The organism is Corynebacterium evansiae (genome assembly GCF_027570065.1).
In the GTDB taxonomy this organism is placed as follows: Bacteria; Actinomycetota; Actinomycetes; order Mycobacteriales; family Mycobacteriaceae; genus Corynebacterium; species Corynebacterium evansiae.
Map to the genome: position 1 here is coordinate 38,765 of NZ_JAKMUT010000004.1, position 17,869 is coordinate 56,633.

Annotated in this window: 12 protein-coding genes, 1 tRNA gene and 1 pseudogene; 7 read left to right on the forward strand and 7 right to left on the reverse strand. The window is 63.3% G+C overall.

Annotation, left to right across the window (positions count from 1 at the left end; genetic code table 11):
- Positions 1 to 1,530 carry a glutamate-cysteine ligase family protein gene (locus L8V00_RS05375; RefSeq protein ID WP_269944430.1) on the reverse strand — a complete coding sequence of 510 codons (1,530 nt, stop codon included), beginning with the start codon at positions 1,528 to 1,530 and terminating at the stop codon, positions 1 to 3.
- A 166-nt stretch (positions 1,531 to 1,696) separates the two neighbouring features.
- Here L8V00_RS05375 and L8V00_RS05380 point away from each other — a divergent pair.
- A tRNA-Arg gene (locus L8V00_RS05380) sits at positions 1,697 to 1,769 on the forward strand.
- A gap of 200 nt (positions 1,770 to 1,969) precedes the next feature.
- On the opposite strand, the gene L8V00_RS05385 is transcribed toward L8V00_RS05380, so the two are convergent.
- Complete coding sequence (locus L8V00_RS05385) at positions 1,970 to 3,049, reverse strand: GNAT family N-acetyltransferase (RefSeq protein ID WP_269944431.1); 1,080 nt, start codon at positions 3,047 to 3,049, stop codon at positions 1,970 to 1,972.
- Positions 3,050 to 3,154: 105 nt separating this feature from the next.
- Between L8V00_RS05385 and L8V00_RS05390 the strand changes: the two genes are divergently transcribed.
- The 4 genes from L8V00_RS05390 (at position 3,155) to glnA (ending at position 7,323) form a co-directional block, all read left to right on the forward strand.
- Positions 3,155 to 3,706, forward strand: coding sequence for a TetR/AcrR family transcriptional regulator (locus L8V00_RS05390; RefSeq protein ID WP_269944524.1), 552 nt, complete (start codon positions 3,155 to 3,157; stop codon positions 3,704 to 3,706).
- Between the two features lie 165 nt (positions 3,707 to 3,871).
- Positions 3,872 to 4,204: a hypothetical protein gene (locus L8V00_RS05395; protein ID WP_269944432.1), complete on the forward strand. Its 333-nt coding sequence runs from the start codon at positions 3,872 to 3,874 to the stop codon at positions 4,202 to 4,204.
- Between the two features lie 506 nt (positions 4,205 to 4,710).
- Positions 4,711 to 5,871, forward strand: coding sequence for an ornithine cyclodeaminase family protein (locus L8V00_RS05400; protein ID WP_269944433.1), 1,161 nt, complete (start codon positions 4,711 to 4,713; stop codon positions 5,869 to 5,871).
- 15 nt (positions 5,872 to 5,886) lie between these two features.
- Complete coding sequence (gene glnA, locus L8V00_RS05405) at positions 5,887 to 7,323, forward strand: type I glutamate--ammonia ligase (RefSeq protein ID WP_035005088.1); 1,437 nt, start codon at positions 5,887 to 5,889, stop codon at positions 7,321 to 7,323.
- A 56-nt stretch (positions 7,324 to 7,379) separates the two neighbouring features.
- Here glnA and L8V00_RS05410 read toward each other — a convergent pair whose 3' ends face one another.
- The 5 genes from L8V00_RS05410 to L8V00_RS05430 form a co-directional block, all read right to left on the reverse strand.
- Positions 7,380 to 8,084 carry a dihydrofolate reductase gene (locus L8V00_RS05410; RefSeq protein ID WP_269944434.1) on the reverse strand — a complete coding sequence of 235 codons (705 nt, stop codon included), beginning with the start codon at positions 8,082 to 8,084 and terminating at the stop codon, positions 7,380 to 7,382.
- Positions 8,085 to 8,906, reverse strand: coding sequence for a thymidylate synthase (locus L8V00_RS05415; protein ID WP_269944435.1), 822 nt, complete (start codon positions 8,904 to 8,906; stop codon positions 8,085 to 8,087).
- 121 nt (positions 8,907 to 9,027) lie between these two features.
- Positions 9,028 to 10,050, reverse strand: coding sequence for an esterase/lipase family protein (locus tag L8V00_RS05420; protein WP_269944436.1), 1,023 nt, complete (start codon positions 10,048 to 10,050; stop codon positions 9,028 to 9,030).
- Positions 10,040 to 10,966, reverse strand: a complete 927-nt coding sequence (locus tag L8V00_RS05425; RefSeq protein ID WP_269944437.1) for an alpha/beta fold hydrolase — start codon at positions 10,964 to 10,966, stop codon at positions 10,040 to 10,042. The genes L8V00_RS05420 and L8V00_RS05425 overlap by 11 nt, the downstream gene beginning before the upstream one ends.
- Positions 10,967 to 10,994: 28 nt before the next feature.
- On the reverse strand, positions 10,995 to 11,759 hold the full coding sequence (locus L8V00_RS05430) for a 3'(2'),5'-bisphosphate nucleotidase CysQ (protein WP_035005077.1): 765 nt from the start codon (positions 11,757 to 11,759) through the stop codon (positions 10,995 to 10,997).
- Positions 11,760 to 11,793: 34 nt separating this feature from the next.
- On the opposite strand from L8V00_RS05430, the gene L8V00_RS05435 reads away from it, so the two are divergent.
- Together L8V00_RS05435 and L8V00_RS05440 are read left to right on the forward strand one after the other, a co-directional pair.
- The gene (locus L8V00_RS05435; RefSeq protein WP_269944438.1) at positions 11,794 to 16,878 is read left to right on the forward strand and encodes a DEAD/DEAH box helicase; all 5,085 of its coding nucleotides are present in this window, start codon (positions 11,794 to 11,796) and stop codon (positions 16,876 to 16,878) included.
- A pseudogene (locus L8V00_RS05440) lies at positions 16,871 to 17,715 on the forward strand (DNA-formamidopyrimidine glycosylase family protein). The gene L8V00_RS05435 and the pseudogene L8V00_RS05440 overlap by 8 nt, the downstream one beginning before the upstream one ends.
- Positions 17,716 to 17,869: the final 154 nt, after the last annotated feature.

Sequence of the window (17,869 nt, forward strand, 5' to 3'; positions counted from 1 at the left end):
CTAGCCGCGGCCTTCCACCGACCAGGTGTGCACAGGCTGGCCGCTGGCCTGGTTAGCGAGGTAGCGCTGCATCATGGTGGCCAGCGCCTCGGCGCGCTCTGGGGAATCCGGCTCGCTATTCGGAGCCAGCCGGTTCAAAGTATCCAGCTGCCACGTTGCACCATTTTGTCCGCTGCGGGCGCGGCCTTCGATGATCCCCAGGTATGTGTCGATTAGTTCGGAATCCACGTCCAGCAAGCCCAATCCCTCGCGGGCTTGGTCGAGTAGGTGCTCGGTAATCAGCCGTCGGACGGGCACTGTCCCTACACGCGGCCAGCGCATGCTGGCGCGTAGCCCTTCGCGGGCGCCGGCGAGGAAGTTACTGTGGGCGTCCTCAAAGGAAAGCCGCGACCACACGGGGCGATTTTGCGTGCCCAAGAACTTGACGAGCCCGTAGTAGAAAGCGGCGTCCGCGACGATGTCGGCGGTGGTGGGGCCGGCGGGTAGCAGGCGGTTTTCGACGCGGATGTGGGAGAGCTCCAGGTTCGGGTCGTAGATCGGGCGGTTCCAGCGCCAGATCGTGCCGTTGTGCAGGTTCATGTAATGCAGCCCGGGGCTCTCGCCGGACATGATGGGGGTGCCGGCCTCCAGGCGATCCTCCGGTAGGAGAGGGGAGAAGTAGCGGGCGTTTTCCTCGAAGAGGTCGAACACGCTGGTGATCCACCGCTCGCCGAACCATACACGCGGGCGCACACCCTGGTTGACGAGCTCCGCCGTGCGCGTGTCGATGGCCTGCTCGAAGACGGGGATGCGTGATTCGTGCCAGAGTTTGTGGCCGACGAATAGCGGCGAGTTGGCGCTGAGTGCTGCCTGCACACCCGCGATGGCTTGGGAGGCGTTCCAGGCGTTGGCGAAGAGGTTCGGCGCGATCTGCAGGTGCAGCTGCATGGAGGTGCAAGCGGATTCCGGCGCGATGTCCTCGAAGTCGTGCCTATAGGAATCGACGGTGCCGAGCACCCGACCGGGCAGGGCGCCTTCGAGTTCGATGCGGACCAGCTCGCCGCGGGATTCGAGGATGGCGTTGTTGAGAGCCTTGTAGCGGTTTTCGTCGGTGATCCAGGCAGGATCGCTGAGGAAGTCGGTGGTCAGGGTAGGCAGCGTGCCGATCATCACGGCGTGGGAGCCGAGTTCTTTGGCGGCCTTCTGCACCGCGCGCAGACGCTCGTCGAGGCCTTCCTGCAGCTGTTCCAGCCCGCGACCGGTGATGGCCAGCGGGGGATGGTTCATCTCCACGTTGAAGGAACCGATCTCGGACTGGTATTCGCCCGGGTGGGTTTCCTCCAGCTTTTCCAGCACGCCGACGTTGCAGCGCTTGGGCTGCATGTCGTCGCCAACGAGGTTCATTTCGAGTTCCAGGCCGATGGTGCCCTGGCTGATGAAATCTGCGTTCTGCAGGTGCTTGTCGAAGACCTCCAGCTCGGCGTTGAGGCGCTCGCGGAAGCGGGTGCGTTGTTTCGGTGTGTAGGTATCTTTAGACACTGCTTCGCCCATACTTGTTAATCGTAGCCTTGCCGCGGGTGCGGTGTGGGGGTTCTTTGGTATGGACGCCCACACGTTCCGGTGCGCTGAGGCACTGGGGTGCGGTGACCAAAAGGGCTGGTTAACGGGGAGCGTTCGTGGGCTTGTATTATGTACCTCGCACGGATTCCGTGCGATTGCCCTAGTAGCTCAGTGGATAGAGCACGGCTCTCCTAAAGCCGGTGTCGGAGGTTCGATTCCTCTCTGGGGCGCTTTTCGGGGTTTCGAAGAATTAGATTTGATTGTTCAAACAACCCCCGAAAGCATGAAACAATGCCTCTTCCTACAAAAGTAGGCGAGGCATTTCCTGTTATGCGCGGACTGTCGTCCGAGACCTGTGCCCGAAAACGCAACTAGAGTTCTCTAGCCGCTAATAGCGTCCAGCTGCTGCTCATTTCAAATCAGACACCATTTATTGGCTAATGGTCTCGGAGGCGAGTCGCGCGTAGATAAGGGTGTCGGTCCATTCGCCCTTGCTGAACCAGTCCTGGACGTGATGCGCTTCGAGCCGGAGTCCAACGCGGTTAGCAAGTGCCGCGGAGGCGCTATTGCGGGCATCCATCTGCGCGGTGATGCGGTGGAGATGGTAATGGTCAAACCCGAGGGCAAGTACCGCGCGAACGGCTTCGCTTGCGAATCCTTGCCCACCGTGTGCCGGGTTCAAAACCCACCCGATCTCGCCCTGACGGTGCTCCTTGTCTGTAAGCCACAGTGCGACGTCTCCTATGGGGGTGCCGTCATGCTCGATGACTAGCGCAAGTGCAGCAGCCTCACCATCAAGGTCAGTTTTTGATAGCCGCTCCACGAGCTTGTCACGGGTAACTTCCACAGTCCATGGCTCGTCCAACAGGTAACGAGCAACGCCAGGTTGCGAGTACAGCTCGTGAAGCCATGCGACATCGTCTGTCTCATGCAGACGGAGTCGAAGTCGTTCTGTCACCAACGGCCATTGGGCGACGGTCACGAGATCGCGCTGGTAGTGGAACAACTCCTCGCGCTGCCCTGCGGGCGTGGTCCCTACGCCTCGGCCGGTCTCGTGGAACCCCGCCGTCGTCAAGCAGTGCTGGGAGGCCTTGTTTTCCGGAAGTGTGCGTGCCGTCAAGGTTTTAAGTCCACTGGTGCGCGCGAAGCGTGATGCCAGCTCCAAGCCCCGACGGGCATGTCCTTCCCCTCGCGCACCGGGATGAATCCAGAACCCGACCTCGGCAGCATCGGAGCTAACGTCAAAGATAACCATGGAGCCGACGAACCGGTTGGTTTCGGCGTCAGCAAGTGCGAGGACTGCCAACGTGCCGGACGAGAGGCCCGTCGCGACCTCGTCACAGATCATCCGTCGCACGGACTCGGGGGTGTAATCAGGTTCAGGCAGGTGAGCGAAGCGCCGCACACCTTCGTCTTTTGTGCCTGCTGCATACGCGTCTGCGTCCAGTTCGGCGAGAGGGCGTAGGCGAGTGTTCTCAAAGGTGATCGGAAGGTTGGCGGCATCCAGCATGCGCTCAAAACTAACATAGTTTGGATAGGTGGTTCAAGTATGTTTGGTTAGGCTGGTGGGGTGAGCTACTGGGAACATCGGAAACCGGTGCAACGCCATCGCGCCGTGGATATTGCGGAAGTTGCAAGAGCATCGGGCAGACTGTTGGACGAAGGTGGTTTGAAGGCGCTCACTATGAGGGCTGTGGCGCAACAGGTGGGCGTCGCCCCAGCCAGCCTGTACTCCCGCGTGGAGTCGGTTGACGACTTGTTCGACCTTGCTCTCGATGTAGTGCTTGCAGACGATCCCGTGATGTCCGAGTCGATCAACAACGCCGACCTGCCCACCCTGATGCAGGCTTTCTTTACACACCTCACGACCCACCGGTGGGCCGGTCAAGTCATCGGCATGCGCGCCCCCAGAGGCCCTGCTTACCTGGCGCTTTCTGAGCGCATGTGTGTCCTGCTTGAACGAGAGGGCGTCCCGGATCCGTTGGGAACTGCCTACCGGCTATCAAACCTAGTGATCGGCGCCGCCCTGACGGCCCCCATGGCGCCCGACGAAAAGCGTGTTGCCATCGACCCCGAACAAGCCCCAACTTATGCGCGCCTCCACGCGGCGCACTACATTAGCCCACAAGAAATCCTCTCCGAGGGCATCAAGAAACTTTTGTCTTGACGGAACCATCCCATTTCGGGCAGAGGCAGTGTGAGGAATGCTCAGAAATGGCGAGAGGAAGCTCAGCTGGGCCAGTTGTGGAGTGGCTGGGCTAGGGATTACTAGACTGCCCCGTTTTTGTTTTTCACCCCTAAGGGGTGCGGAATTTATTTAAGCTCGGTGGGTATGAATCTGAAAGGGTTTCAGTTAGACACCTTCCTAGCTCTAGTGATGGCCCTCGGGTCGGCGGCGTTCCTCGGGTTGGGGCGCATGCTCTTCGATGCTCTTGGGTGGTACATGCTCGTGACCATCCCCCTCTCGTTTGTATTCGCCGGCGGGCTCTACGTTCTTTGGAAGATTCCAGTGCGTATTGACGTGGAGGATTCTTCGGGGGTGTCGCACAAGGTTTTCGGCTGGCGAGAGTCGTGGGCTTTCATTATCGTCAGCGAGTTCTTGGTTCTAACAGGCTTCTTACTGGTGGATTTCGACGATACTGATCATGGGGCGGAAAACGTCTGAGGGCTAACTGCGACGACTTTGTGGCATGCCATTGATTGATTCTCGTAGCTCATGCCCTCCGACCGCTCGTGCTGTGGAACCAAGTCTTCGCACGGAACACTTGACCACCTGCAGCGTGGACCCCACCGATCCTGCGCAGCTGCGCCGCGTGGGCGCGGGGCTCGATAGGCCGCGTCCGCTGGTGTTCCATCTATCGGAGGTGACTACCGCGGCTGCGTAGTCGACTGATTTTTCTGCCCAAACACCCATGTGGGGGTAGGAAGCCAGGCGAATGATTTGCTTAATTATTTATATGAAGCCCAGGGGGTTTGCCGGACTCATAGGTTTGCGCGACCGTATTGAAAACGTTGTTTCATTAAAATATTCGCGCAGGTTTGTATCGTTGAAGATGTATCGGTTTCCGAAAATCGGAGCGTACAGCGCTTGCGGCTAGCACCCAGCGCATTTTTTGATCGAGAAAATTTCAGATCCAACTAATCGATATTCTTCGAGGAGAGATTTCGCCGATGACCCAGTCCACCGGCTCCACCGACACCAGCATCGACTTCCTGTGGCTTTCCGAGCCCGACATGATTGAAGCGGGGGTGACGGACTCTGCTCGCTGCGTCGACGTCATGGAGGAAACCCTGATCCTTCTGGATAAGGGCGACTACCGCATGGCCGGCGCTTCCGGCAACTCCCACGGCGCCCAGGTCAACTTCCCCGACAACCCCGAGCACGAGGGCATGCCCGCCAACGGCCCCGACCGTCGCTTCATGGCTATGCCCGCCTACCTTGGCGGCCGGTTCAAGGGCGCCGGCGTGAAGTGGTACGGCTCCAACGCGGAGAACCGCGCCAACGGCCTGCCGCGCTCCATCCACGTGTTCGTCCTCAACGATGCCGTCACTGGCGCCCCGAAGGCCATCATGTCGGCCAATCTGCTGTCCGCGTACCGCACTGGTGCGGTTCCGGCTGTGGGCGTCAAGCACCTCGCCGTAGAGAACGCAGAGACCGTAGGCATCATCGGACCGGGCGTCATGTCCCGCACCATCCTGGCCTCTTCCATCACCCAGCGCCCCAGCATCAAGACCGTAAAGATCAAGGGCCGCAGCGCCGGTTCCACCGAAAAGGCAGCACAGTGGATCCGCGACCGCTTCGAGGACCTGGACGTGCAGGTCGTCGACAGCGAGCAGGAGGCCATCGAGGGCAGCGACATCCTGATCGCCGGCACCTCCACCTCCCCGGACGGCCCGCAGGCCTTCCCGTACTTCAAGCGCGAGTGGCTCAAGCCCGGCGCGCTGGTGCTGTGCCCCGCAGCGGCCCGCTTCGACGACGACTTCATCAAGTCCGACGAATCCAACCTGGTGCTGGACTACGACGGCCTGTACAAGGAATGGTTCCAGGAAAACGGCCCGGACGTCACCTACGAGCGCCTGCTGGGCATCCCCGGCAACCGTTGGTGGGACATGGTCGAGGAGGGCACCCTGCCGAAGGAGAAGCTGCACAACATCGGTGCCATCGCCGCGGGTAAGGCTCCAGGCCGCGAGAACGACGAGCAGATCTTCTTCTACTCCATCGGCGGCATGCCCGTTGAGGACGTTTCCTGGGCCACCGAGGTGTACGAAAACGCCCTGGAGAAGGGCATCGGCACCAAACTGAATCTCTGGGACACCCCGGAGCTAACCTAGGAGCCTGAACGAACCATGGAGTTCAAAAACATCGACCAGGTCATCGACTTCATTAAGTCGGAAAACATTCGCTACCTGGACATTCGCTTTACCAACATGTTCGGCCTGGAACATGGGCTGACTGTCCCGGCGCGCGAGCTAACTCCCAAGGCGGCGGAGGACGGCTTCGCCTTCGACGGCTCCTCCATCCCCGGCTTCTCCACCGTGGATAAGTCGGACATGGCGCTGATCCCGGATCCGACGACCGCCTACGTGGATCCGTTTCGCGAGCACCCCACGCTGAACATGCAGTTCTTCGTGCAAGATCCGCTGACTCGCCAGCCGTACCGCCGCGACCCGCGCACCATCGCGCGCAAGGCGGAGAACTACCTGAAGGAAACCGGCGTGGCGGACACCTGCTCGATCGGTGCGGAGGCGGAGTTCTACGTCTTCGATTCCGTCCAATACGCCTCCGACACCAACATGTCCTTCCACCGCGTGGATTCGGACGAGGGGTGGTGGCGCTCCGGCGAGGAGACGATGATGGACGGCTCGCCGAACCGCGGTAACCAGATCCGCATCAACGACGGCTACTTCCCAGTCGCCCCGTACGACAAGACCATCCCGGTGCGCGACGATATTGCGTACAACCTGGAGAAGGTCGGCTTCGAGATCGAGCGCTTCCACCACGAGGTCGCCACCGGCGGCATCCAGGAGGTCAACTATCGCTTCGATACCCTGCTGGCCGCCGCGGACGACCTGCAGACTTTCAAGTACGTGGTGAAGAACACCGCCGAGCAGCACCGCAAAACCGCCACCTTCATGCCGAAGCCGCTGGCCGGCGATGGCGGTTGTGGCATGCATGCCCACCAGTCGCTGTGGAAGGACGGCAAGCCGCTGTTCTACGACGAGACGGGCTATGCGGGGCTCTCCGACATGGCGCGCTATTACATCGGTGGTCTGTTGCACCACGCCCCGGCGGTGCTCGCCTTTACGAACCCCACCGTTAACTCTTATCGACGCCTATATTCCGGCTTCGAGGCACCCGTCAACTTGGCCTATTCGCAGTCCAACCGCTCGGCCGCCATCCGCATTCCGCTGACCGGCGATAGCCCTGCGGCCAAGCGTATTGAGTTCCGTGCGCCGGACCCGTCCTCGAACCCCTACCTGGGCTTCGCAGCCCAGCTGATGGCGGGGCTGGACGGCATTCTGAACCGCATTGAGCCGGGCGAGCCGACAGATAAGGACCTCTACGAGCTGCCGCCTGAGGAGGCGAAGAAGGTTCCGAAGGTGCCACACTCGCTGGAGGCCGCCCTGACGGCCATGGAGGAAGACCACGACTTCCTGACCGCCGGGGGAGTCTTCGACGAGGACTTCCTGCAGGCCTATGTGCGCCTGAAGTACGAGCTGGAGATCCAGCCGCTGCGCCAGGGACCAAGCCCGAAGGAGTTCGAGCTGTACTACAGCGTGTAGTTAGCTGCGCGCTACGGCGCGGACCTGGCCACGCGCTAGAGCGCGGAGCTAGTTGACTAGCGCCGCGTCCAGGTGCAGAAGCGGTAACGCAGGGGCTGCTCGGGATTGACCTCTTGGTCGACCGGGTGGCCCTTTAGCGATTCCTGCCACTCCTCGGCGTGCTCTTCGAACTCTTCGGTGGGAACCAGAGGTGCGTACACCTGGAAGCGCTCGGGGGCCTCCATGTCGATCTCCGTGATGACGATGCGATCAGCCACGGGCATGCACTGGGCGTACACCTGGCCGCCACCTAGTACCCATACGGTGGGGGTGCGCTCGTCTGCAGTGCCCTCAGCGCTAGCGCTGTCTTTCAACTCGTTGAGAATCTGCTCTGCGGCGTTGGCCAGCGCGCTGGGGATAGAAGGCTCGATGATGCCACCGGGGGCGTCATAATCATCCTGCCTAGTGATCACATAGTTCGTGCGCCCCGGCAGCGGGCGGAAGCCATCGTCGAGTGCTTCCCAGGAGGTGCGCCCCATGACGACGGGATAGCCGGTGGTGGCGTTCTTAAAGTGCTGTAAGTCCTCCGGCAGGTACCAGGGCATGTCCGCGCCATCGCCGATCACACCGGCGGTGGTTTGCGCCCAGATCATGCCGATCTCCACCTGATCTCGGGAGATCCCCTTGGCCTCTAGGGCGTAGCTGACCGCAGCGGCGGTGAGCTCCGGGTAGTCGCCCGGCTCGTAGCCGGTGGGGCGATGGGGTTGGTTGTTGGAAGTCATTTATACGGCCACCTTTGCCTTGATCACCGGGTGCGGGTCGTAGCCGGTGAACTCGATATCGGAAAAGTCGTAAGAAAACATGTCCGCAGCCTTGTTCAACTGCAGCTGCGGGTAAGGGCGGGGATCGCGGGAAAGCTGCAGCTTAACCTGCTCCACGTGGTTGTCGTAGATATGGCAATCACCGCCGGTCCAGATGAACTCACCGACCTCCAGGCCCGCCTGCTGGGCGAACATGTGGGTCAGCAGCGAGTAGCTGGCGATGTTGAAGGGCACGCCCAGGAACATGTCCGCGCTGCGCTGGTACAGCTGGCAACTCAGCTTGCCGTTGGCCACGTACAGCTGGAACAGCAGGTGACACGGTGGCAGGGCCATGTTGTCCAGTTCCGAGACATTCCAGGCACTCACGATATTGCGGCGCGAGTCCGGGTTAGTCTGCAGAGTTTCCAACGCTCCCGCGATCTGGTCGATGTGCTGGCCGTTTGGAGTCGGCCAGCTGCGCCACTGCACGCCGTATACCGGGCCTAGATCACCGTTCTCGTCAGCCCACTCGTTCCAGATGCGAATACCGTTCTCCTGTAGCCAGCGCACGTTGGAATCTCCGCGGAGGAACCACAGCAGTTCACCCACCACGGACTTCACATGTACCGACTTGGTAGTGATCAGCGGGAAACCTGCGGAGAGGTCGTAGCGGATCTGGCGGCCAAACAGGCTGGTGGTGCCTGTGCCGGTGCGGTCGCCCTTAGGAGTGCCCGTTTCGAGGATCTCCCGCAGAAGATCCTCGTATGGGGTGGGGATGGAACTCGGCTGCTGCTGGGGTGCCACTGCTCGCCGCCTTCCTTTCAAGCTGGTGGGTCCTTAGGTTCAAAAGTCTCACTTAGTCTACGTCGGCAACCAAGCGGCGGCACCCGCGGGGCTGGCAAGCCTGGTTGGGGACATGCCGAATCTAGGAACCGGCAGTGGTCCTAGAAGCGGATCCGCCAGCGGATCCGCGCGCCGGGTTAGAGCAGTGCTCGGCGGTTGGCGTGTGGTCGGCCGCCTTGCGGGTCAGGCCCCACAGGATCAGCCCAATGGTTGGGTCGTGCTTGGGCATCGCCGCGTGCCCCGGCGGAATGGTGAGCTTGCAGGCAGCGCCTACCTCCACGTTCGCCACGTCCGCGCCGTCGATCGATTCCAACATGGAGGTCGTGTTCGGCGTGGCGGTGGTATCGGCGGAGGAGTAGAGGTTGGTGTACTGCACGCGCTTGTCTGTATCCGGCAGCTGGTTCAGGCGGTCGATCAGTTCCGAACCCACCAACTGTTGCACGCCCGCCTTGCCCGCGGCGGACTCGGCTAGCTTCGGGTTCCGCTCGACTATCGGGCGCAGCATCCTATCCATGCCGGCCAGCGTGGTGCCGTGGTACGTCGCGGCCAGGCCGACGGCACGGCCGACCTTATCGCCGCCGCCGTTCTCCGCGATGTACTTCTTCAAGTGCAGCCCACCCTGGGAATGCCCCACCAGATCGACCTTCTCCGCGCCCGTCACGGACAGGATGTAGTCGACGGTAGAAGCGATTTCCTTGGCGGAATCGTCGATGTCCGTCATCGCGTAGTGTCCCAGCAAATTCGGCTTACCGTCGTTCGGCTTGCCGTAGTTGAAGGCCCACGTGCAAAAGCCCTCCTTGGATAGAGCGTTGGCGGCCTTCTGCCAGCGCGTCGAGTTATCGGACGTGCCGTGGATGAAGACGACGGGGTTCGGGTGCTCCGGGGAGGGGACACAGGTGGGATTGTTCACAGGCGCCTTGGCCACATGCTTGCCTTCTAGACCGGCGGGGACTGCGGCGTCCGGAATAGCGCTAGAAGCATCGGCATCAGCAGCTAGGGCAGAAGGGGTGAGGGAAGAGAGGGCAGAGAGGGAAACGCTCAACGCTGCAGCGCCGGCGAGGATGGATCGGCGGACCCGACCCCGTGCGAGAGAATTAGCTTTCATGGAAGAAACGATAGCCTAACTTCCAGCGCTGTCCACCGTTACAACCAGAATGCACGGGCGTGTGATCCCCCTGCTCGCGCGTCAAACCCCACTCGATCAGTCCAATGATGTGCTCGTTTTCCGGCAGCGACGCATGCCCCGGCGGGAGCAGCAGCCCGCAGACCTCGCCGACCTCCGCGTCGGCCACATCCGCCCCGCCGATGGACTCCAGCTGAGACGTGGAATTTGGCGTGGCCGTCAGATCCTTCGAAGTGAAGATGTTCGTGTACATCACGTTCGGGTGGGTATCCGGCAGCTCGTTGAGCCGACTGATGAAATCCGAACTACTCAGCTGCTGAATCGCAGCCTTGCCCGCCACCAGATCCGCGAACTCCGGGTTGCGGTCCACCAGGTTCTGCAGGATCGAAGACATCCCGGTCATCGTCGTGCCGTGATACGTCGCGGCCACCCCCACCGCGCGGCGCACCGTATCCTGCCCGCCGTGCTCTGCAATGTACTTCTTAATGTGCAGCCCGCCCTGGGAGTGGCCCACCAGATCCACCTTGCTGGAGCCGGTGACCTCCAGGATGTAATCAATCGTCGCTGCGATCTCCAGGGCGGATTCGTTGATGTCGTTCACGGCAAACACACCCGGGATCGCCGGGCGGCCCTCCTCCGGCTGGCCGTAGTTGAAAGCCCACACCGAATAACCCTGGGCGGCGAAATACGTTGCGGCTTTCTGCCAGCGGAGAGTGTTATCCGTCGTGCCGTGGATAAACACCAGGGGGCAGGGGTGCTCCTCCGTAAGCTCCTTCCGCGGATTATTGGCGGGTGCGCCGATAACGTAGCGCCCCTGCAGCGTGGCGGGAATGTCCGCGTCCGGCTCCAGCTGCGCGCGGGAGGCCGGGCGGGGCGTCAAGAAGGAAAAAGGGAGCATGCAGTGCTAGAAGCAGGGCTAGAGAGGGCTACAGAGAATAAGCGCCGTGCTTGTCGTGGAACTTCGCGGCGGAGGCCAGGATCTCGTCGGCCATGTCGGGGCGGGAGATCACCAGGTCCGGCAGGTACGGCGACTCGCAGTTGTAGCACAGTTCCGTGCCATCCAGGCGGGAAGTGTGCAGGCCAGCGGCCTGGGCAATGCCGACGGGGGCTGCGTTGTCCCACTCGTACTGGCCACCGGCGTGGACGTAGGCATCGTTATCGCCCAGGATTACGGAGACGGCTTTAGCCCCGCAGGAACCCATGGTTACCAGCTCCAGGCCCAGATCCTCGGCGATGAACTCAGCGATCGCCGGGGTGGTGTTCTGGCTGATCACCAGGCGGTTCGTGCGGGAGCCCTCGACGGCGCGGACCTCCGAACTGCTGAACACGCGCCCCAGGTCCGGCATCCCCACGGCGGACTCGACGATCTTGCCGTTCTCCACCAGCGCAATGTGCACGGCCCAGTCCTGGCGGCCGCCGGCGTACTCCCGGGTTCCGTCGAGCGGGTCGATGATCCACACGCGCGAGTTATCCAGGCGTGTAAGGTCGTCCTCTGCCTCTTCCGAGAGCATTGCATCGTTCGGGCGGTGTTGTACGAGGGAGCGGGCGATCCAGTCCTGCGCCAGCGCGTCGCCGGCCTTGCCCAGCTCGGTGCCGCGGAGCAGACCTACGTTCCTTACGCCTTTGAGGATCTCTCCGGTGCCCTGCGCGAGTCTCTGGGCCAGCGTCGCATCATTGAGTTCAGCCGTCATAGTTCATACTTTAGCGGTCTGTTTAAATGGTCACATGGCTGTTGACCCGCTGGATTCCTTTTATGCCCCCGTTGCAGCGTGGTTCCGAGACGTTTTCGCCGAGCCGACGATTGTGCAAACGCAGGCGTGGCGGGCTATCTCCGCAGGTCAGAATGCTTTAGTGGTGGCGCCGACGGGTTCGGGTAAAACCCTGGCGGCGTTTTTATGGTCGCTGTCGCGACTTTCTGGGGGATCTTTTTTTAATGACGCCCCCACGCCGGAAAAGTCCAGTCCCACCAAGGTGCTGTACATCTCCCCGCTGAAAGCACTGGGCGTGGACGTCAGCCGAAACCTGGCGGCTCCGCTGGCTGGCATTGCCCGGGTGGCTGACGCGATGGGGGAGACTGCCGCCCCGGTGCGGGTGGGCGTGCGCAGTGGAGACACCCCACAGTCGGAGCGTTCCAAGCTGCTGCGCAACCCGCCGGAGATTCTGGTGACCACGCCCGAGTCGCTGTACCTGATGCTGACCAGCAAGGCGGCAGCCACGCTGGCGAACGTGGACACCGTGATTGTGGACGAGGTGCACGCGGTGGCCGGCACGAAGCGCGGCACGCACCTGGCGCTGTCGCTGGAGAGGTTGGAGATGCTGACGGGTCAGGCGGTGCAGCGCATCGGCCTGTCTGCGACGGTGAACCCCGTGAATAAGGTCGCCAGCTTCTTGGGAGGCGACCGCCCGGTGACGGTGGTGAACCCCGAGCAGCCGAAGTCTTGGGATGTGCAGGTGACCAGCGTGGTGGAGGACTTCCAGGATCCTCCAGCGGTGGAAGACGTCGCGTTGGCTGAGTATGAGGTGACGGAGTCTGAGGGGGCGTCAGAAAAAGAAACAGAAGAACCGATAGACGAAGCACTGCTCGGCCCCAGCCTCATCGGCGAAGGGGTGGGAGGCAGCACCCAGGCCGGGTCGGGCGCGCGCGTGGCGAGCGGGGTGGATAAGGAATCTGCCTTACCACAGCAGAAGAGCGTGTGGCCGCACGTGCAGCGCGCGATCTACCGGCAGGTGATGGAGAACCGCTCCACGCTGGTGTTCGTAAATTCCCGACGCGCGGCGGAGAGGCTGACCGGGGCGCTGAACGAGGAATGGGCCAAGGAGCACGATCCCGACGCACTGGCCGCCCCGACCAGGCGCGACCCGGCGCAGCTGATGGCTCAGTCCGACGCAGTGCAGGGGATGGACGGGGCGGGTGTCGCGCGGGCGCACCACGGATCGGTTTCTAAGGACGAGCGTGCCGATATTGAGGCGGCGCTGAAGTCCGGCGAGCTGCGCTGCGTGGTGGCGACGAGCTCCCTAGAGCTGGGTATCGACATGGGCCTGGTGGATCACGTGGTGCAGGTCGGGGCGCCGCCATCCGTGGCTTCGGCGGTGCAGCGGTGTGGCCGCGCCGGGCACACCGTGGGTGCGACCAGCCGCGCGACGATCTACCCGCTGCATAAGCAGGACGCCGAGGCCGCGGTGGTTGTGGTGGATCGGCTGTTGAAGGGAGAGCTGGAGCCACTGCAGGTGGTGCATAATGCGCTGGACGTGCTGGCACAGCACACCGTGGCGGCGAGTGTGCAGGCTGGCGCGGGCGGAGTGAGTCGCGCAGGCGGCACAGAAAGCTCGGGCGCGCTGGACGTCGAGGAGTGGTGGCGCGTCATTCGCCGCGCGCATCCCTATGCCACGCTGCCGCGCGAGGCCTTCGACGGCGTGATCGAAATGATCAGCGGCCGCTACCCATCTACCGACTTCGCGGATCTGAAGGCTCGAGCGATCTATGACCCCATGGCCGGCACCCTGGAGGCCCGGCCCGGAGCGCAACGCCTGGCCGTGACCAGCGGTGGAACCATCCCGGACCGCGGCATGTTCGGAGTGTTCCTGGCTGCCGGGGAAAACGACGGCGCCCGCCGGGTCGGTGAGCTGGACGAGGAGATGGTCTACGAGTCCCGCGTCGGCGACGTATTCACCCTGGGCGCGAGCAGCTGGCGCATCCTGGAAATAAACCGCGACCAGGTGATCGTCGCGCCCGCCGCCGGCCACACCGGCCGTCTGCCGTTCTGGGTGGGCGACGCTGCAGGCCGCCCTGTGGAACTCGGCCAGGCCATCGGCGAGCATCGCCGTACTTGGGGCTCTGGCACGTTGGCGGACATTCGCTCGGCCGATTTTTTGGACGCCCACACCCGCGCCAACCTGGATGCCTACTACCAGGAGCAGAAGGAAACCGCCGGGATCATCCCGGACGAGCGAACCGTTTTGATCGAGCGCTTCCGCGATGACATCGGTGATTGGCGCGTGGTGGTGCATACACCTTTCGGCCGTGGGGTGAATGCGCCGTGGGCTCTGGCGCTGGGAGCGGAGCTGAACCGCCGGACGGGGATTGATGCGATGGCCGTGGCCGGCGATGACGGCATGGTGCTCCGTCTGCCTTATTCGGACGAGCCGCCGGGGATGGAGCTGCTGCTGGGTGAGGGCTACAGTGGCGCCGAGCGGGCGGAAGCGACACTGGGGGATGTGATGGAGGAGGTTGGGTCCTCCGCGTTGTTTGCGGCTCGCTTCCGCGAGTGCGCCGCCCGGGCTCTGCTGCTACCGCGCCGCAATCCCGGCAAGCGCCAGCCGCTGTGGCAGCAACGCCAGCGAGCCGCCCAGCTGCTGGATGTTGCCCGGGAGCACCCGGAGTTTCCGGTGATGGTGGAAACCATGCGCGAGTGCGTGCACGACGTCTACAACCTGGACTTCTTGAAAACTCTGGTGGCGAACCTGGGGCAGCGGGGTGTGCGCCTGGCGGAGGTCACCACGGAGGCTCCGAGCGCGTTTGCCGAATCGCTGCTGTTCATCTACACCAGCGCCTTCATGTACGAGGGCGATTCCGCCGAGCGCGCCGCTGCCCTGGCCGTGGACCCCGCGTTGCTGGCAAAGGTGCTGGGCACCCGGGAGGAGGGCATGGCCCTGGATCCAGCTGCGGTCCGCCGGGTGGTGGATGCCGCCCAGTGGCTGGCCGAGGGGCGCCAGGCCACCAGCGTGGAGCAAGCCGTGGATATGCTGCGTGCTCTGGGGCCGCTCAGCCTGGATGGCGTGTGCGAACGCATCGAACCCTGGGCTGGGACGGTGGAGGATAGCCTCGCGCAGCTGCGGGAGTTGGTTCCCACGCGCCTGATGGAGGTGCACTTCGGCGGGCAGCTGAAGCTCGGCGCGGTCGAGGACATGCCCCTGCTGCGCGACGGCCTGGGCGTGCCGGTCCCGCCCGGTGTGGCCATTGCCGCCGAACAGGTGGACCAGGTGGACAATGCCATCGACCAATTGTTGCTGAGGTGGATGAAGAATCGCGGGCCCACGACCGCCACCGAGACCGCCGCCGAGTTTGGCTTGGGGCGCGCGACCGCTGACGCGCTGTTGGCCCGCTGGGCTGAGGGCAAGCAGCGCCGCTTGAGCGCAGGGCACTTTGTCTACCTTGGTGATTCTTTCAGTGGGCCTAGTAGCTCCGGCGACTCTCGTGGCTCTAGCGGGGGCACGGCATCCACTACTTCGCACGACACGAGCGCGGGTCCCCAGGGGGAGACTCAGGCAGACCCCCGAGGGGAGACGCAGTACGTGGATACGGGGATGCTCCGCCGCCTCCGGTCGGCAACCCTGGCCGCCGCGCGCGGATCGCTGGAACCGGTGACCCAGCAAACCTACGCACAGTTCCTAGCCGACTGGCACGGCCTGGGCCAGATGCAGCGTGAAGAACTTGCCAGCGCCCTGGAACAACTCGCCGGGGTGCCGATCCCCGCCAGCGCGTGGGAAACCCTGGTGCTGCCCGCGCGCATCCCGGACTATCAGCCGGGAGACCTGGACGAGCTGCTCAGCACCGGCGAGATCCTCGCCGTCGGTGCCGGGCAGGCCGGCGCCAAGGATGCCTGGGTGAGCTTCGTACCCGCGGACATGGCCGAGTACCTGCTGGATGGCGGGGAGGGGCTGGAACGTGGCGTCCATAAAGAAACAGCGACCACCTTGGGCATGGTGGCCACACAGACCCTCGAGCACCTGCAGCGTGGCGGCGCGTTTCTGGCGGCCGAGTTGCAGGCGGCGACGGGGGCGGATCACGCGGAGGTAGATGCGGCGCTGTGGGAGCTATTCGATGCCGGGTTGGTTGCGCCCGATAGTTTCGCGGCTTTGCGGGCGCGGCTGGTGGAGGCCGGCTCCACGGGCAAGCAGGCTCACCGAGCGCCCCGCCGGAACCAGGGGCGCGGGTCGGCGCGCCGGGTGCGGATGGGACGCAGCGGATTTGCGCGGGCGGCGCGACGGTCGATGAACGCGCACTCTTCGGTGCCGGGGCGGTGGTCGGCGGTGTACGGCGCTGGTGCTGGTGTTGCAGGGGAGCTAGAAGCTCCTGCCGACGCCGCGGAGCTGGCCCTGCTGCGCTCCGAAGCATGGATTGACCGCTACGCCGTGGTCACCCGTGGGGCGGTCGTAGCGGAAAAGGCCGCCGGGGGTTTCGCCGAGGCGTATCGGACGCTGAGTGCCTGGGAGGATTCCGGTGAAGTGTTGCGCGGTTACATCGTCGAAGGCTTGGGCGGGGCACAGTTCGCCCCGCGGGATGTAATTTCCCAGCTCCGGAGGGCACAGGACGGGCGCGGAAACGGCCTCGGCGGTGCCAGGTCGGCTGCTGGCGGTGGCGGTGTTGGCGGTGGCGCAGGCGAATTGGCCACATCCCACAATGTGCCTCAGCTGCTTTCCGTCCTGGACCCCGCGAACCCCTTCGGATCTACGCTGCCCTGGCCGGAGGTTTCGCACTCGGCCACAGAGGGCATGGCACCTACGCGAGCAGCGGGTGCCATGATCATCATCGCCGCCGGTCGCGCAGAGGCTTATGTCGCCCGCGGCGGTAGAAACGTGGTTCTTTTTGCTCGGCCCGATTTTGGTGACGCCACGTCTGCCGAACTCGGCGCCCCAGCCCCGCAGATCGATCTAGTGGTCAGGACTCTCAAGAAAGCTATCCGTGCCGGACGGTTGAGCCCCGTGACCATCGAGAAGGTCAACGGTTCCTCGGTGATGGACATTGCGACGACAGATTGGGTGGCTGCAGGTGCACGCCTGACTCCGAAGGGACTGAGTATCCGTGCCTGAGGGAGACTCCGTACTCCAGCTTTCCAACCGTCTGCAATGGATGACGGGGCGGACGGTGCGGCATACCGACATCCGAGTGCCCCGCTTTGCCACAGAGAGCTTCGACGGTGAAGAAGTCCGACGAGTGTGGCCCTACGGTAAGCACCTATTCATGCACGTTGGCGACCGTGTGATCCACACGCACCTGAAGATGGAAGGCGTGTGGGCGATTCACCGGGCCGGGCAGCGTTGGCGCAGACCCGGCTATAGTGCACGCATCGTGCTGCGTTTTAGCCCCCAGCATGCCGGTGGTGAGGAGATCGAGATCGTGGGGCACGACCTCGGTTTCGTGCGGGTGTTCAAGTTCGCGGACTACCCGCAGGTTATCGCGCACCTGGGGCCGGACATCCTGGCGCAACACTGGGAGTCTGGTGGCAGGGAAGAAGCCATTGCGCGGATCCTGTGCCGGCCGGAAAGAACATTGGGTGCCGCGCTACTGGACCAGAAGAACGTGGCTGGGATCGGCAACGAGTACCGCGCCGAGGTGATGTTCCTAGTGGGAATGCACCCGGAGGTGAAGGTAGGGCAGGTGGGAGAAGTGGGCGTCACGGGACAATAGACCTGGCCCGAAGGGTGATGTGGGACAACCGCCTTGAGCCGCACCGCGTCTTCACCGGCGACCGACGGGCCGGGCAGGGAAACTGGGTGTTCGGGCGTGCGGGCAAGGCGTGCCGGCGGTGCGGGGCGGCGATCCAGCAGGCGACTCTGGGAGGACGCTGGGCTGGCGGAGATCCGGACCTGGATTCGGCGGAGTTAGAGCGGATCATCTGGTGGTGCCCGAACTGTCAGGAGCGGTGAGTTTCTTCGAGATCGGGGCGCTAGAGAGTCTGCTTCGGGGCTTACTTGACAATCTGGTCAATAGCCCCAAAATGGGGTGGTTCCTTTCGATGGGAGGGGGAAAAGTGCAGGTCGAGCGAGTTTACCTAAAGTTCATATACTGCATGGTTATGTA

Coding starts and splice junctions, on each gene's coding strand:
- L8V00_RS05435 (WP_269944438.1), top strand. CDS start 11,794: ATGGCTGTTGACCCGCTGGATTCCTTTTATGCCCCCGTTGCAGCGTGG.
- L8V00_RS05425 (WP_269944437.1), bottom strand. CDS start 10,966: ATGCTCCCTTTTTCCTTCTTGACGCCCCGCCCGGCCTCCCGCGCGCAG.
- L8V00_RS05385 (WP_269944431.1), bottom strand. CDS start 3,049: ATGCTGGATGCCGCCAACCTTCCGATCACCTTTGAGAACACTCGCCTA.
- L8V00_RS05375 (WP_269944430.1), bottom strand. CDS start 1,530: ATGGGCGAAGCAGTGTCTAAAGATACCTACACACCGAAACAACGCACC.
- L8V00_RS05400 (WP_269944433.1), top strand. CDS start 4,711: ATGACCCAGTCCACCGGCTCCACCGACACCAGCATCGACTTCCTGTGG.
- glnA (WP_035005088.1), top strand. CDS start 5,887: ATGGAGTTCAAAAACATCGACCAGGTCATCGACTTCATTAAGTCGGAA.
- L8V00_RS05410 (WP_269944434.1), bottom strand. CDS start 8,084: ATGACTTCCAACAACCAACCCCATCGCCCCACCGGCTACGAGCCGGGC.
- L8V00_RS05395 (WP_269944432.1), top strand. CDS start 3,872: ATGAATCTGAAAGGGTTTCAGTTAGACACCTTCCTAGCTCTAGTGATG.
- L8V00_RS05420 (WP_269944436.1), bottom strand. CDS start 10,050: ATGAAAGCTAATTCTCTCGCACGGGGTCGGGTCCGCCGATCCATCCTC.
- L8V00_RS05430 (WP_035005077.1), bottom strand. CDS start 11,759: ATGACGGCTGAACTCAATGATGCGACGCTGGCCCAGAGACTCGCGCAG.